Below are 13933 nucleotides of genomic sequence, written 5' to 3'. Positions count from 1 at the left end.
CAGGGGGTCAATTACCTAATTTTCAGGGAAAAAGTGCCTAAATTTCCCCCCCGATCACCCCAAGGTCTGGCACTTTTTGATGGGAAAAAAGTCTAAAATTCTTATCCAACAAGGTTTTTAGATTTATTCAGCAGACCCTAAATAATCATTCTTTAATAACCGGATTTAGTATAATAATTTTAGCGGCTGTGGCATCCCTCTTGGCGCGCTTTTTAGATAAAAAAAACTGATTTATGGGGTTAAAGTCCGGCAGAATTGGCAATCAATGCCGAGGAAAGATATCGATAGAATGCTTGTGACAGGGGCAGCAATTGCGATCGCCTCGATGAGCGAAATTAAATCATGAATATTATTGTAACCGGTCAGGTAAAAAGAATCGAAATAGGCACGGGAACTTGGGCATTAATTGCCGATAACGGTCAAACCTACGAATTAATGGAACCGCCTGCCGAATTAACCCAAAAAAAGGCAAAAGTGACAGTTATGGGGGAAATTCGTTCAGATGTGATGACTCTGGCCATGATCGGTCCAGTTTTACAAGTGACCTCCTTTCAATCCCTGCCATGAAGCCGCAAAATACTGCTTAAAAACGGGCAAAAACTACTTTTTAAGCTTGTAATCTCGAAAAATTCCCGTAATTATCCCTCACATATCCCAGAAAGAAAAATTGTCAAGAAGACCCTAAAGGTTGATTTTTTCGAGAATAATCTCGAAATTTTGGATAATAATACTACAATAGACAGCAACTTTGTCTTAGGAACATCGGAATCACCTAAACCGATCTATCGGATTGGTTTAACTCGTAGTTACCTAAGTTGGCGTGAGGAGAGGACTGAATGAATTTGCGCGATAATGCTTTAACGATTCTGCAAGAAACGAGTCGAACTTTTTATATTCCCATAAGTCGTTTACCAGATCGCCTGCTCGAGGCAGTAGCCTCAGCTTATCTCTGTATGCGGGCGATCGATGAAGTAGAAGACCATCCCGACCTAGATAACTTCAGTAAATCCCAGATATTAAGACAAATTAGCCTGAATTTACAAGCAGGTACTGAAAATTCCACCAAAGAGGACTTTGCTTTTGGCTTAGTCCATCGGGAGATTTTGCCAGAAGTAACCCTGAGAATTGGAGAATGGGCCATGTTAGCGCCGGATTCGATCGCCCCCCGGGTCTGGGATGCCACGGCGGCCATGGCCGATCGCATGGCCTACTGGGCTGGGAATAACTGGGATATTCGCACAGAAATAGAATTAGATCAATATACCTTTAGTGTGGCCGGTGCCGTGGGTTTATTGCTGTCTGACCTCTGGAATTGGTACGACGGCACTCAAACTAATCGCAGTTATGCCATCGGTTTTGGTCGGGGTTTACAAGCGGTTAATATTGCCCGCAACCATGGCGAGGATCTGCGCCGGGGGGTAAGTTTTCTGCCCCAGGGTTGGACAATTAGTGATATTCATAATTATGCCCGTCGTAATCTGAAATTAGCCGATTATTACACTCAATCGCTGCCGAAAGGGCCGGCCCTTGATTTTTGTAAGATTCCCCTCGCTTTAGCCCATGGCACTCTCGAAGTCCTAGCTTTAGGTAAGGAAAAACTCAGTCGCAGCGATGTCATCGCTTTGGTGCAACAAATTACCCGATAGAAGAAATCAAAATTAAAATTGCCCACGATCGCTCTTCCAAAGTCAGGAATCACAAGCGTGGGCAACAAACCGGTGGTGTTCAGTAACTTAGAACAAACCGAGAGTTAAAGATATATCGATGGGGAAAGTGGCACCAATACCTAACCAGATCGTGACCACAGTACCAAATAGGAAGATAGCGGTAGCGACGGGACGACGGAAAGGATTTTGGAATTTATTGACGCTTTCAATAAAGGGAACTAACATCAAGCCTAGGGGAACGCCGGCCATGCAAGCGATACCTAAGAGTTTGTTAGGAAGAATACGGAGAATTTGGAAAACGGGATAAAGATACCACTCTGGCAGAATTTCTAGGGGAGTAGCGAAAGGATCGGCAGGTTCACCGATCATGGTGGGATCCATAATCGCTAAACCGGTGCAGAGTCCGATCGTACCAAAGATAACTACCGGGAAGACATAGAGCAGATCGTTAGGCCAAGCGGGTTCACCGTAGTAGTTGTGACCCATCCCTTTAGCCAACTTAGCGCGCAGAGCGGGATCGCTGAGATCGGGCTTTTTTAATGTGGACATGGATAATGTCTCCTAAAAATGATTTCGGATCGACAGAGATATTTTTCTGAATTATAGAGGCCCAGAAATGCCTTGTTTACGGATCATCAAGAAATGTAGCAACATGAAGACCGCGATCGACCAGGGCAGTACAAAGGTATGTAAGCTGTAGAAACGGGTTAAAGTTGCTTGACCGACGCTTTCGCTACCGCGCATCAGGGTGACGAGTTGATCACCGACGACGGGAATAGCAGCAGGTACACCGGAAACGATTTTAACCGCCCAGTAACCCACCTGATCCCAGGGTAAGGAGTAACCGGTGACACCGAAGGTAACGGTGATCACGGCCAGGACAACCCCAGTTACCCAGGTTAATTCGCGAGGTTTTTTGAAGCCACCGGTCAGATAGACGCGGAAAACGTGCAGGATCATCATTAAGACCATCATACTGGCAGACCAGCGATGGATAGAACGAATTAGCCAACCAAAGTTGACTTCGTTCATGATGTACTGTACGGAGGAGAGGGCCTCTGCTACAGTGGGTTTGTAGTAGAAGGTCATGGCGAAACCAGTGGCAAACTGGATCACGAAGCACACAAGGGTGATACCACCCAGACAGTAGAAGATATTGACGTGGGGGGGAACGTATTTGGTGCTGATATCATCAGCGATCCCTTGAATTTCTAAGCGTTCCTCAAACCATTGATAGGCTTTAGAATCCGTTACTTGTTTGGTAAACATCGCGTAACCAGTAAGAAAAATGAAAGATTTAAGGTGTGACCTTTAAAAAATGTAACACAGTTTTCAGGGCTAATTCTCGCTCCGGTCAGGTTTCTCCACTGGTGGGGATCAATCTGTGATCGCCAGTCCCGAAAAACGTAACTTCCTAAAATTTCCCTTAAAATGTCTCCTAGACTACAAAAAATCGGGCTAATTGTCCGACACTGGGAATAGGTAAGGTTGACAGCTAGTTACTGATTTGCTCACATTGACCTACATACGCCACTATTTAGGCGAACGTTTGTGAGCCTAAGAAAAGCCGTTGAGCTATGGGGATTACATCCCAATACATTAAGAGAATATGCCGATGAAGGGAAAATCAAAAGTATCAAAAACGAAGCAGGGCAACGATTGTACGATGTCCAGTCTTACGTCAATGGTGCAGCTAGAGCTTCCCTTGTTTGCTACTGCCGAGTCAGTTCAATCAAGCAACGAGATGACCTTGAGAGACAAGTCAGCTTTATGCGCGGATTCTATCCAGAGGAAGAAATCATCAAAGACATCGATAGTGGGCTTAACTTCCAAAGAAAAGGACTTAGAGCCATACTGGACAGATTATTGTGGGGAAATAAACTCACAATTGTTATGTCCACACTGGACAGATTATGCCGATTTAGATTCGAGCTTATACAGTATATGGTCGAACAAAACGGTGGCAAAATCTTGGTTCTCGACCAAACTGTTCACAGTCCCGAATCAGAACTTACAGCAGACTTGTTATAAATACTTCACATCTTCTCTTGCCGAATGCCCGGACTCAGGAAGTACGCTCAAAAAATCAAAGAAAGTGCGGATTTATCCAACAACAGAACAGAAGAAACTGATGAAACACTGGTGGGGAGTATCTCGGTTTGTCTTCAACCAAACCATTAAATATCTACAGGAACCAGGTAGAAAAGCTAATTGGAAGGCTATCAAGACGGGAATCATTAATGATTTACCAGAATGGGCTAAAGAAGTCCCCTACCAGATTAAATCAATAGCAGTCAAAGACGCTTGTGAAGCCGTTAAAAATGCTCAAAGAAAATATCAAAAAACTGGGGAAATCCAGAAAGTAAAATTCCGTTCCCGTAAAGATAAACAGCAATCCTGTTATATTCCTAAGTCAGCCATTTCAGAAAAAGGAATATATCACACAAAATTAGGGCAAATACGCTTCACCGAATCACTGCCCGACAATTTTGGGGATAGCCGATTAGTATCCAGAAATGGACAATACTATTTAGCTATTCCCCATGAGGTGCAACGATGGGAATCCGATAACCAAGGACGCATTGTCGCCCTAGACCCCGGTGTTAGAGATTTTCTGGCACTATTCTCGCCTAATAGTTTTGGCTCAATCGGGAGTCAGGATATAGGTAAAATCCAACGATTATGCTATCACCTTGATGATTTAATTTCTCGTTCTACCAAAGTTAATGCTAAAACCAGAAACCGTTATCGAAAAGCAGCTAATCGACTAAGAAATAAAATCAGGAATTTAGTAGATGAACTTCATCATCAAGTTGCTAGATTCCTAGTTGATAACTTTGATGTGATTCTTTTGCCTACTTTTGAAGTGTCAGAAATGGTTCTAAAAAATAGCAGGAAGATTCGTTCAAAATCTGTTAGACAGATGCTTAACTGGTCTCATTACCGATTTAAGCAATTTCTCAAGCATAAGGCTTTTGAGATGGGTAAATTAGTAATAGACTGCTGTGAAGCTTATACGTCGAAAACAGTTAGCTGGACTGGTGAATTAATACATAACTTAGGGGGAAAAAAAGTCATTAAATCCAAGATTGATGGCAAGAAGATGGATAGAGATATTAATGGCGCACGAGGAATTTTTCTTCGTGCTTTGGGAGATACCCCCTCTTTAAGAGACTCTCTTAGAGTGCATTGTTAATGTATGTTAGCAAAAAAGTATCGGTATGAAATGAGGTCAGCGTGCTATTAAATACCTACGATCCCGAAGGCTTCTACGACGAACTATTCTTAGATGATGGTCAACCTCGTCCCCACTCGTCCCCTTTAATCAAATGGTTGCAGAATCTGCCGCCCCGAGAACTTCAACAACACCGGGAAACGGCTCAGTCGGCCCTGTTTGAATTGGGGGTGACTTTCAATGTCTATAGCGACAATCAAGGGGTAGAAAAAATCTTTCCTTTTGATATTATTCCCCGAATTGTCGCGGCTGAGGACTGGGATTATTTAGAAAGAGGCCTGAAACAACGCATCAAAGCCCTCAATCTTTTTCTCTCCGATATCTACAATGACCAGTTAATCATTAAAGATGGCATTATTCCCCCCGAATTAATCGCCTCGGCGACGGGATTTCTTAAACCCTGTGTGGGACTAAAACCCGCCGGAGGTATCTGGTGTCACATCACGGGAACCGATTTAGTCCGCGATAAAGATGGTCAATGGTACGTTTTAGAAGATAATTTGCGGGTTCCTTCCGGTATTTCTTATGTCCTCGAAAATCGTCGGGTAATGAAAAGCACCTTCCCCGATATTTTCCAGACAATGAATGTTAAACCGGTGGATGATTATCCTTCCCATCTGTTGGAAACTCTCCTTAATTTAGCCCCGCCCCAATTGCCTAATCCCACCGTGGTGGTTTTAACCCCCGGAACCTATAATTCTGCCTACTTTGAACATTCTTTTATCGCCCAACAAATGGGGGTAGAATTGGTGGAAGGGCGTGATTTAGTCGTCTTTGATGGTTATCTACAAATGAAAACCACCAAGGGATTAAGACGGGTAGATGTGGTATATCGTCGCCTCGATGATGACTTTTTAGATCCGGCGGTTTTTCGTCCCGATTCGATGTTAGGTGTACCCGGATTATTAAAAGTTTTCCAGGAAGGTCGCGTCGCTTTAGCTAATGCCCCGGGTACGGGAGTCGCCGATGATAAGGTTATTTATGCTTTTGTCCCCGATATGATTCGTTATTATCTGGGAGAAGAAGCGATTTTAAATAACGTTCCTACCTATCTTTGTTGGCGAGAAAAGGACTTAGATTATGTCTTAAATAATCTCGATAAGTTAGTTGTGAAAGCCGCTAATGAGTCGGGAGGTTATGGGATGTTAGTCGGTTCTCAAGCTACCCCCGAACAAAGGGCAGAATTCGCCCCACGCATTGCTGCTAATCCCCGCAATTATATCGCTCAACCGGTGTTAAGTCTTTCTAGGGTTCCAACTTTAATTGACACGGAAGTTGAAGGTCGTCATGTGGATTTACGTCCCTATATTCTCCATCGTGGCGATGAAATTTATGTGCATCCCGGGGGGTTAACTCGCGTGGCTTTGAAAAAGGGTTCTTTAGTGGTTAATTCTTCTCAAGGTGGTGGCAGTAAAGACACTTGGGTTTTAACCAAGTAATCAAGACAATAATCAAAATTTTGCTGGGTTACTAACCCACCCTACCCTTTTCACTTTTTCCTGGTTAATTATGCTTAGTAGAGTTGCCGATTCAATTTATTGGTTAAATCGCTATATTGAACGGGCGGAAAATGTCGCCCGGTTTATGGATGTTAACCTTAATTTAATGTTAGATGTACCCACCAGTGTTTTGCAACAGTGGGAACCTTTGGTTTTAACCACGGGAGATTTAGAACAATTCAAGAAACGTTACGGCACAGCCACCGCAGAAAATGTGATCAATTTCTTGACATTTGACACGGAATATAGTAGTTCAATTATCTCTTGTTTGCGCTGGGCGCGAGAAAATGCTCGGTCAGTTCGCGAGATTATTTCTTCGGAAATGTGGGAACAGGTTAATGGTTTTTTCTTAATGGTAAAAGATGCTTCCTCTTACCATCCTCAAACTACTTTACCGAACTTTTTTACCCAAGTTAAATTGGCTAGTCACCGTTTTGCGGGGGTGATGGATGCAACGATGACTCATAATGAAGGTTGGCATTTTGGCGTTATGGGAAGATTACAGGAACGCGCCGATAAAACCGCCAGAATTCTTGATGTTAAATACTATTATCTCTTGCCTTCCGCTCAATGGGTAGGAACTTCTCTAGACCAAATTCAATGGATTGCTTTACTGCGGTCGGTGAGTGCCTACGAAATGTATCGTAAATGTCAACGACGGATTACTCCTAGTGACGTGGCCGAATTTTTAATTCTTAATCGAGAATTTCCTCGTTCAATTCACTTTTGTCTGCGGGAATTAGACCACTGTTTGCATCAAGTTACCGGTACTCCTGTAGGAACTTGGGGCAATTCGGTAGAAAGAAGTTTAGGGCGACTTTGTGCGGAAATGAGTTATCTAACTATCGAGGATATTATTGAAATGGGATTGCATGAATTCCTCGACCATATTCAAAAAAGAGTTAATGATGTGGGAATAAAAATGACAGAAACTTTCTTCGTTTTTAATCCTGAACTTGCCTCACCTCTGCCAGTAAATAACTTTCAATATCAATCCCAATTAACAACTTAATGCGTTATCACATTCGGCATCAAACTAACTATTTCTATAATCAACCCGTGATTTTATCGCCCCATCTGCTGCGCTTGCGACCAAAATCCGATGGTGGGCAAACTTTGCGAGAGTTCACACTCAAAATTAACCCGGAACCTTTAACGATAACTAATATTATCGACCTCGATGGCAATTCTTGTTTACAAATTTGGTTTAATCAACCGACGGAAGAATTATTGATTGATGTGGTGAGTGAAGTGGAAACCCATGGGGTTAATCCTTTTCAGTATTTGTTGGAACCTTGGGCGACCTGTTTACCCTTTGATTATCCCATTTCCCTCCACAGCCAATTACAAGCCTACAGACAATTTTATGGGTTAGCTAATGACCCTGATGTGGCAGCATTAGCCCAGGAAGTTATGCAGGAAACTGAAGGACAGGTGCTATCTTTCCTGTTTAATCTTAATGACAAAATTTACCGAAATTGTCAGCAAATTATTCGTCTTAACGGGGAACCCTATCTACCCGGAAACACTTGGAAAAATAAGCAGGGTTCCTGTCGCGATTTTGTGGTTTTATTTATGGATGTGTGTCGCTGTGTGGGATTGGCTTCCCGTTTTGTCAGTGGCTATCAAGAAGGAGATTTAGACCAAGGAGAAAGACATTTACACGCTTGGGTAGAGGTGTACTTGCCGGGGGGCGGCTGGAAAGGCTATGATCCTAGCCATGGATTAGCGGTGAGTGACCGTCATATAAGCCTCGTTTCTAGTCCAATTCCCCGTTATTGCGCGCCGGTAGAGGGAAATGCTCGACCGGTTAATCTCGGTCATCAAGTGATAGAATCTCAGCTATCATCGACAATTTCCATCGATTTGTTATCTTGAGGATGATTCTTTATGGCTAAAGGATTTGGCACAGCAACAAGGCGAAAAGTTTTGGGAGCGGGGCATAAATCCCCGTTACAAAAACGGCCGACCGCCTCCTGCCTTCGTTAAGAAGCCGCCGCCCTCGCCTTCTTGGGAATCTTGGCGAAACTACAGCTATCTTACCCAAAAGAAAGTCTGCCGCCATCGTTCAGGGGGTTGACGAAATGAATTCCCTCAATGGTAGCCCCGGAATTAAAATCCTCGCTATAGACCGTGGTGATTTGATTTAAGCGAGCGGTCGCCCAGATCTGGGCATCCCAGTAGGAAAACCGGTAACTTTCTACTCCACGGGCGGCTTCCAGAACGATCAACTCGGTGATCGGAACTACCTCACAGGCTATTAGATATTGACGGATGCGGGCCAGAGCTTCTTCGTGGGTTAGCAGGGGGCGACGGCTGCGGGTGACGGCCTGAAAGAATTCTCCCATCACCTGCGGACTGATGACGGCGCGGGTGGTGCGGATCAGGTCATCGACAACGGTTAATGCCCGTTCCCGTTTGCTTTTCTCGGCGATATCGTAGAGATAGACCAGAATATTGGTATCGAGCAGGACTCTATCGTTCATAGAGATCCTCCCTTTGCCAATCCCTTTTACCCGGTTGTGATGGGCGGTTTTCGAGACTGGCGATAAAGGCCTTTTCTCGCTCCCAAGCGCTCAAGTTCGGGGTGGGAGAGTTGACGGAAATTATGTGTTGGTCAATCGCCTGTCGGATGATCTCGGCCTCACTCAGTCCCGTCTGTCGGGCCTTCTCTTTCAGTAAATTATTCTGCTCGGCTTCGATATAAATTTGCTTGCGGATTTTGCTGACCATAGCCAGTTTAAGTATATACATTACATTATACATTACTAAAACCGTCGTGAATCTTAATCGCCAGTTTTTTTATATATGAGTCAGTTTTGTTGGTAAATGGGCTAATTGGTAGTTTATTATTCCCCCTTCATCTCCCCCCTGAACGGTTAAAGTGAAGATTTGTTACAAATATGAATCGGGCGGATAATCGGTAATTTATAATCGCCTGTGGCCAGGGGATTCAGGTAAAAAGTAGAGGAAATTTTCCTGAATAATCCTTAGTTATCCCGGAACCCAAAGGCCGATTAGGCGAGATGGCCGGGGATAGTGCGGTCATGATTTTTGTTTTCCAGGATCTGTCAACCAACTAACTGAAAAGACGCTTATGTATCTACTCAAAGACAAACTACAACACATTAGTACAATTACCCACGAGGGCAAGATAGTGGTGTTCGCCACCGATGCCGAGGGGAAAATTTCCTACACAGTCAAGCAAGATGGGTTTGAAGATAGCTACCTCAACACCCCCGCCGACCAAAGAACCGGCTGGGAAAGCTGGAAAACACTAGAATTCCCCGATGAAGCTGATGACCAGTCCGTAATTGAGAAAGAAAAAGCCGAACTGACTCACCAAGAAAATCCCAGTCAATATCTTCTCAAATCCCTTTACAAAACCGAAAATATAACCGCAGTTGCGCCAGTACAAGTCATTGCCGCACTGGAACATATTTATGTTTTTCGTCAGTCCAAATCTAACACTTTATTGGTAGATCGTTTTATCTTAGACGGCATGACCAATAAGCTGAACCGCAAGCTAGAAGTTCGGTTTAAACGGAGTAAGCAGAAACACGAACCCACGAAAAATATGCAAAGGCGGTCTAGTGGACTGGTTAATGTTGACACCTTAGACTTTCGTGATGCCAACGGTAAATTTTTCTATGAACCCACCACCGAATTAAGTTTAGTCAATAACCTGCATAAGGGCTGGTTTTCCGTGGTATTGGTTCCGACGATTGAAAATGATGTTTATCGCTGGCATATTTTCGCCTACAATAGTCAAACTCAGAAAGTGGAATTAACCACGATTCGCGCCTCGGAAGTGGGACTATTTGATGTTCAAGATTACACCATTTTTGAAGAATCAAACGATAGCCTAGTTCCCCGAAAAATTCCGGGGGTGATTAAGCGGACTTTAGACATTAATGGGGTGACAGTCACCAACGGTTTATCGGCCACTAAATACGATTTACAACAGGCCCAGCAAACCCAGTCTGGGGAAGAACAACTGTTAAAGACTGCCACGCGATTAATGTTAGCGATTCCCACAGATAAAGGGGCGGCCGCTTTTAGTTTTGCCATCGCAGGGGATGGTACTTTAGGAGAAATTGACGAAACCCCAGATAGCAAGATTATTCGCAGTCGTCAGCGAGAAGTTTTGTTACCCTTAAACACCTTAGATGAAATAAAAGCAATAGGTGACAGAACTCCTCCTCCCCAAGGCATTATTAGCGGATTCTCCGCAGGAACTGATGAGGAAGATATCGAAGATTTAGTTAAAATATCAACCGATGGCGGTGCTTCAGATTTAGCCAATTACGATTTGGTAAAAATCAGCGGCACCAGTGATTATCAAGGGTTGTATCCGACGATTAAAGTAGATGAAAATACCTTTGATATTGACATCTCCTTGGATGGTGGATTGGGTTATTGGGAAAAAGAAGACCAAGAAGAAGGTGGTTTGATTGTTGATGGCATGATTACCGCTTATCAAAAAACTGCCGATGGCAAATTACGAGTCACCTGTGCTAATCATGGTTTGGAAAATGGCGATCAAGTCCAAATTACTGGCACAGAAGACTACAACGATAGCTACCCCGTGCAAAAAATTGATGACACCCATTTTGTAATTGAACGCAAATGGGTAATGGGAGAAGCTGTTAATGTGAAATTGGTATCCCAAAAGCGACGGGGGATCGTATTTGATGGGGTGGATGATTATGTCTCTCTATCCGAGATCAATCACAATTTCTCCGAAGGAATTACCGTAGAAGCTTGGGTTTGGTATGACAGTATCCAATCTTCTTCAAGAATTATTGACTTTGGCAATGGAAGCGCGGCGGATAATATTGTGTTTACCAATGACGGCACATCCAATGACCTAGCCTTTTTTATCTTTCAGGAAGGAAAAGTCCAAAGTATTAAAGCCATAGGAGCATTGGAAACCGGAAAATGGCTGCACTTAGCCGCCACAGTTGATGATTCAGGAACTGCCAAACTATACAAAAATGGTCTGGAGGTACAATCGGGTAAATTTGCCTTGCCTAATAATAACAAACGGACTAAGAACTATATCGGCAGAAGTAATTGGTCTAATGACAGCTACTTTAACGGTAAAATTAGCGATTTGCGTCTTTGGACAGTAGCCCGGACTGCTGAAGACATTAAAAATAGTATGTACCTACAACTGACAGGAAAAGAAGTCGGTTTAGTGGGGTATTGGCGCTTAGGTGGTATCTCTGAAGGCAAAGTAGTTGACTTTTCTGTGAACTGCAATGACGGCACTCTCTATGGTGAACCTTATGTCAGTGCGGCAACTCTCAACCGCAATCTTGCCGGAGGAGCTGCAGCGGTTAAATATAGCAATCCTGAGCTATTTGCCGTTAGCGAACGGGCAACTTACGAGGAAAGTTTTGAGTTTAAAGTTAACTCAGCCAATCCGGTTAATTTAGCCTATCTAGACAATGCCGATGGTAAAAATATTGGCACGAAAATTTTCACCTTTTCCTATTGGGGAAAAACCAGCCGCAGTGCCGAAGAGAAAAAGACCATTTCGGGGGTACAAAATAAGTTTGAAGACTTGGGCAATGGTTGGTATCGTGCTTCCTGTAATGTGACAATTCCCGATGAAGTCAGTGTGTTACGTTCCTTTGAAATTGCCAATGTTAAAGGAAGTTGGCAATCCTTAGCAATTCGCAAACACCGGATTCGCCTCTTATCCGATAGTATTACGGAAGCGAAATACTCAGATGGTGTGACTTTGGCAACTTTGGCCGATGACCATGCCACCTTAACAGCGAAGTTAAAAGAACTGGAGGTGAAAGAGAAACAGGAAATTGTTCTGCTCAAAGAAAAGCGAGAGTTAGAAGCAAAAATTGCTGCCTATAATGCTCAGGCTGCGACTAGAGCAGAGATTGAGAAATTAACCGCAGAAATTCAAAAACTCACCAGTGAAGAGCAAACCCTATTATCTCGATTTAATGCCGAAAATAGTAGCCCTTTTAATTATTTCTGCTACATTCTAGTAAAAGTCGGTGATTCTTGGAAAGGAATTCACGTTGAAAACCAGTCGAATAATGACTATGCTCGGCTAATTCGACATCAGGGTAATGGGAATCTTTTCCGATTCTATGCCGTTGACAGTGAAAATTCTTACGTTAATGTACAAGTAGGAACTGAGTGGAAAGGAATCCACGTTGAAAATCAGTCGAATAATGACTATGCTTCTTTGATTCGGCATCAAGGTAATGGGAATCTTTTCCGATTCTCTGTCGCTGACGGGGGCAATTATTACATCAGTGTACAAGTAGGAACTGAGTGGAAAGGAATTCACGTTGAAAACCAGTCGAATAATGACTATGCTCGGCTAATTCGACATCAGGGTAATGGAAATCTGTTTCAAATCCAAAAAACGAATCAGACTAGCAATGATAAAATTATTCTTGCACGCGAAGCTTGGGAGAAAAAACTTCAAGAACTCAACCAAGCACAAGACCGCTTTAAATTGCTTAATGCAGCATTAATTGCGACTCCTGCGGATAAAGCAGCTTGGGATGCGCGTTTGGCACAAGTGATTGCTTTAATCACTGCACTTCAAACAGAGTTAAATACCCTGAACACTGACTTCCTCAATGCTGTCAAAAACACTCAGGCAAAGCCTCAAACAATGCCCCAGGTTGCTAAAGATAGCAAGGGGTTAGTCACTCAAGGAGTGTTACTTGGTTTTGTGCAACCTGCCAGCCGTCTGAATGCCATTGAAACCTGTGAAGGCAATGTCCAATTGAGTTATTTGGACAGGGAAGGACGGATGCGACAAACGAACTATGATGCCACAGCAGACGGAAAAAATGCCGCCTTTGAACAGTGGATTCCTGATGCTCAACGGGCCTGTTTAAACTTTAGCAACAGCAATAGTATCGTTACCTTAAATCAAGCCTTGTATCTTCCAGATGACTGGAGTATTGAAGCTTGGTTTGTTTATCCATTACCAGAAACGGCAGAATGGAATACTTTAATCCGAGGAAAAGATGCCAATCATCACATTCTGGTCAGAAATCGTAAACAGTTAGGGATTTATCTGACCAATGATTCTTTGGGGCAGAACTTTTACGATAGCGGTTTCAATATGGAGTTGTTAACCGAGGGATGGCATCATGTCGCTGCTGTCGGTCGGGGGGATACGACTCTGTTTTATATTGATGGCAAAAAAGTGGGTGATGTGAAAGCAAAAGCCCTAAAAGATGCGGAAGAGAATCTGAATAAAAACCCCAACGATGCCGCCGCAAAGCAAAAGGTTACAGACATTAAAAAAGCTAGTCTGAAATCTAATAGCCATGTTTATGCGATTGCGAACAATCATTTAGCTATTAATCAGTCTCCTGATTATTCAGTGATGAAGTTTGAGGTTCTTCGGTTTGTGTTATGCAATGGACGGGAGTTATAAGGAGTGAAACCCTTATATAGAAAGACATTGCTTCGATTTTTGCCAATTGTTTTCAATCTAGAACGAGCTAATCAATTAAGTCTCTTGCCAGATAAAGATT

At 43.3% G+C, this 13933-nt stretch carries 12 protein-coding genes; 8 read left to right on the top strand and 4 right to left on the bottom strand.

Annotation, left to right across the window (positions count from 1 at the left end):
- Positions 1 to 342 precede the first annotated feature (342 nt).
- Together IM456_RS08755 and IM456_RS08750 are read left to right on the top strand one after the other, a co-directional pair.
- Positions 343 to 567, top strand: coding sequence for a hypothetical protein (locus IM456_RS08755; protein ID WP_149985990.1), 225 nt, complete (start codon positions 343 to 345; stop codon positions 565 to 567).
- A gap of 269 nt (positions 568 to 836) precedes the next feature.
- Complete coding sequence (locus IM456_RS08750; protein ID WP_149985989.1) at positions 837 to 1646, top strand: squalene/phytoene synthase family protein; 810 nt, start codon at positions 837 to 839, stop codon at positions 1644 to 1646.
- Between the two features lie 87 nt (positions 1647 to 1733).
- Here the strand turns inward: IM456_RS08750 and petD are convergent, their stop codons facing one another.
- Together petD and petB are read right to left on the bottom strand one after the other, a co-directional pair.
- Positions 1734 to 2216, bottom strand: coding sequence for a cytochrome b6-f complex subunit IV (petD, locus tag IM456_RS08745; RefSeq protein ID WP_002738373.1), 483 nt, complete (start codon positions 2214 to 2216; stop codon positions 1734 to 1736).
- Between the two features lie 51 nt (positions 2217 to 2267).
- Entirely contained in the window at positions 2268 to 2936 is a 669-nt protein-coding gene (gene petB, locus IM456_RS08740; protein WP_149985988.1) for a cytochrome b6, read from the bottom strand.
- 282 nt (positions 2937 to 3218) lie between these two features.
- Here petB and IM456_RS23275 point away from each other — a divergent pair, with 282 nt between their 5' ends.
- From IM456_RS23275 to IM456_RS08720, 5 genes are all read left to right on the top strand, one after another.
- Positions 3219 to 3698, top strand: coding sequence for an IS607 family transposase (locus IM456_RS23275; protein ID WP_216645605.1), 480 nt, complete (start codon positions 3219 to 3221; stop codon positions 3696 to 3698).
- Positions 3628 to 4863, top strand: coding sequence for an RNA-guided endonuclease InsQ/TnpB family protein (locus tag IM456_RS08735; RefSeq protein WP_353737705.1), 1236 nt, complete (start codon positions 3628 to 3630; stop codon positions 4861 to 4863). The genes IM456_RS23275 and IM456_RS08735 overlap by 71 nt, the downstream gene beginning before the upstream one ends.
- 41 nt (positions 4864 to 4904) lie before the next feature.
- Complete coding sequence (locus tag IM456_RS08730; RefSeq protein WP_041804777.1) at positions 4905 to 6341, top strand: circularly permuted type 2 ATP-grasp protein; 1437 nt, start codon at positions 4905 to 4907, stop codon at positions 6339 to 6341.
- 70 nt (positions 6342 to 6411) lie between these two features.
- On the top strand, positions 6412 to 7413 hold the full coding sequence (locus tag IM456_RS08725; RefSeq protein ID WP_079208838.1) for an alpha-E domain-containing protein: 1002 nt from the start codon (positions 6412 to 6414) through the stop codon (positions 7411 to 7413).
- Complete coding sequence (locus IM456_RS08720; RefSeq protein ID WP_287692226.1) at positions 7413 to 8279, top strand: transglutaminase family protein; 867 nt, start codon at positions 7413 to 7415, stop codon at positions 8277 to 8279. The genes IM456_RS08725 and IM456_RS08720 overlap by 1 nt, the downstream gene beginning before the upstream one ends.
- A 161-nt stretch (positions 8280 to 8440) precedes the next feature.
- Here IM456_RS08720 and IM456_RS08715 read toward each other — a convergent pair whose 3' ends face one another.
- Both IM456_RS08715 and IM456_RS08710 read right to left on the bottom strand, forming a co-directional pair.
- On the bottom strand, positions 8441 to 8887 hold the full coding sequence (locus IM456_RS08715; protein ID WP_287692224.1) for a PIN domain-containing protein: 447 nt from the start codon (positions 8885 to 8887) through the stop codon (positions 8441 to 8443).
- Positions 8877 to 9134 (bottom strand): ribbon-helix-helix domain-containing protein, encoded by a 258-nt coding sequence (locus tag IM456_RS08710; RefSeq protein ID WP_287692223.1) that lies wholly within the window; start codon positions 9132 to 9134, stop codon positions 8877 to 8879. Before IM456_RS08710 ends, IM456_RS08715 begins: the two co-directional genes overlap by 11 nt.
- 364 nt (positions 9135 to 9498) lie before the next feature.
- Here IM456_RS08710 and IM456_RS08705 point away from each other — a divergent pair, with 364 nt between their 5' ends.
- On the top strand, positions 9499 to 13833 hold the full coding sequence (locus tag IM456_RS08705) for a LamG-like jellyroll fold domain-containing protein (RefSeq protein ID WP_287692222.1): 4335 nt from the start codon (positions 9499 to 9501) through the stop codon (positions 13831 to 13833).
- Positions 13834 to 13933 lie beyond the last annotated feature (100 nt).

It is taken from the genome of Microcystis sp. M079S1, from assembly GCF_020246425.1.
GTDB classification, from domain to species: Bacteria; Cyanobacteriota; Cyanobacteriia; order Cyanobacteriales; family Microcystaceae; genus Microcystis; species Microcystis aeruginosa.
Note: the sequence above shows the minus strand (reverse complement) of the source record. Positions and strands in the feature narration are given on the sequence as shown.

What these genes read in the sequence shown, in the direction of transcription:
- IM456_RS08755 (WP_149985990.1), top strand. Translation starts at nt 343, where the DNA reads ATGAATATTATTGTAACCGGTCAGGTAAAAAGAATCGAAATAGGCACG.
- IM456_RS08750 (WP_149985989.1), top strand. Translation starts at nt 837, where the DNA reads ATGAATTTGCGCGATAATGCTTTAACGATTCTGCAAGAAACGAGTCGA.
- petD (WP_002738373.1), bottom strand. Translation starts at nt 2,216, where the DNA reads ATGTCCACATTAAAAAAGCCCGATCTCAGCGATCCCGCTCTGCGCGCT.
- petB (WP_149985988.1), bottom strand. Translation starts at nt 2,936, where the DNA reads ATGTTTACCAAACAAGTAACGGATTCTAAAGCCTATCAATGGTTTGAG.
- IM456_RS08725 (WP_079208838.1), top strand. Translation starts at nt 6,412, where the DNA reads ATGCTTAGTAGAGTTGCCGATTCAATTTATTGGTTAAATCGCTATATT.
- IM456_RS08720 (WP_287692226.1), top strand. Translation starts at nt 7,413, where the DNA reads ATGCGTTATCACATTCGGCATCAAACTAACTATTTCTATAATCAACCC.
- IM456_RS08715 (WP_287692224.1), bottom strand. Translation starts at nt 8,887, where the DNA reads ATGAACGATAGAGTCCTGCTCGATACCAATATTCTGGTCTATCTCTAC.
- IM456_RS08710 (WP_287692223.1), bottom strand. Translation starts at nt 9,134, where the DNA reads ATGGTCAGCAAAATCCGCAAGCAAATTTATATCGAAGCCGAGCAGAAT.
- IM456_RS08705 (WP_287692222.1), top strand. Translation starts at nt 9,499, where the DNA reads ATGTATCTACTCAAAGACAAACTACAACACATTAGTACAATTACCCAC.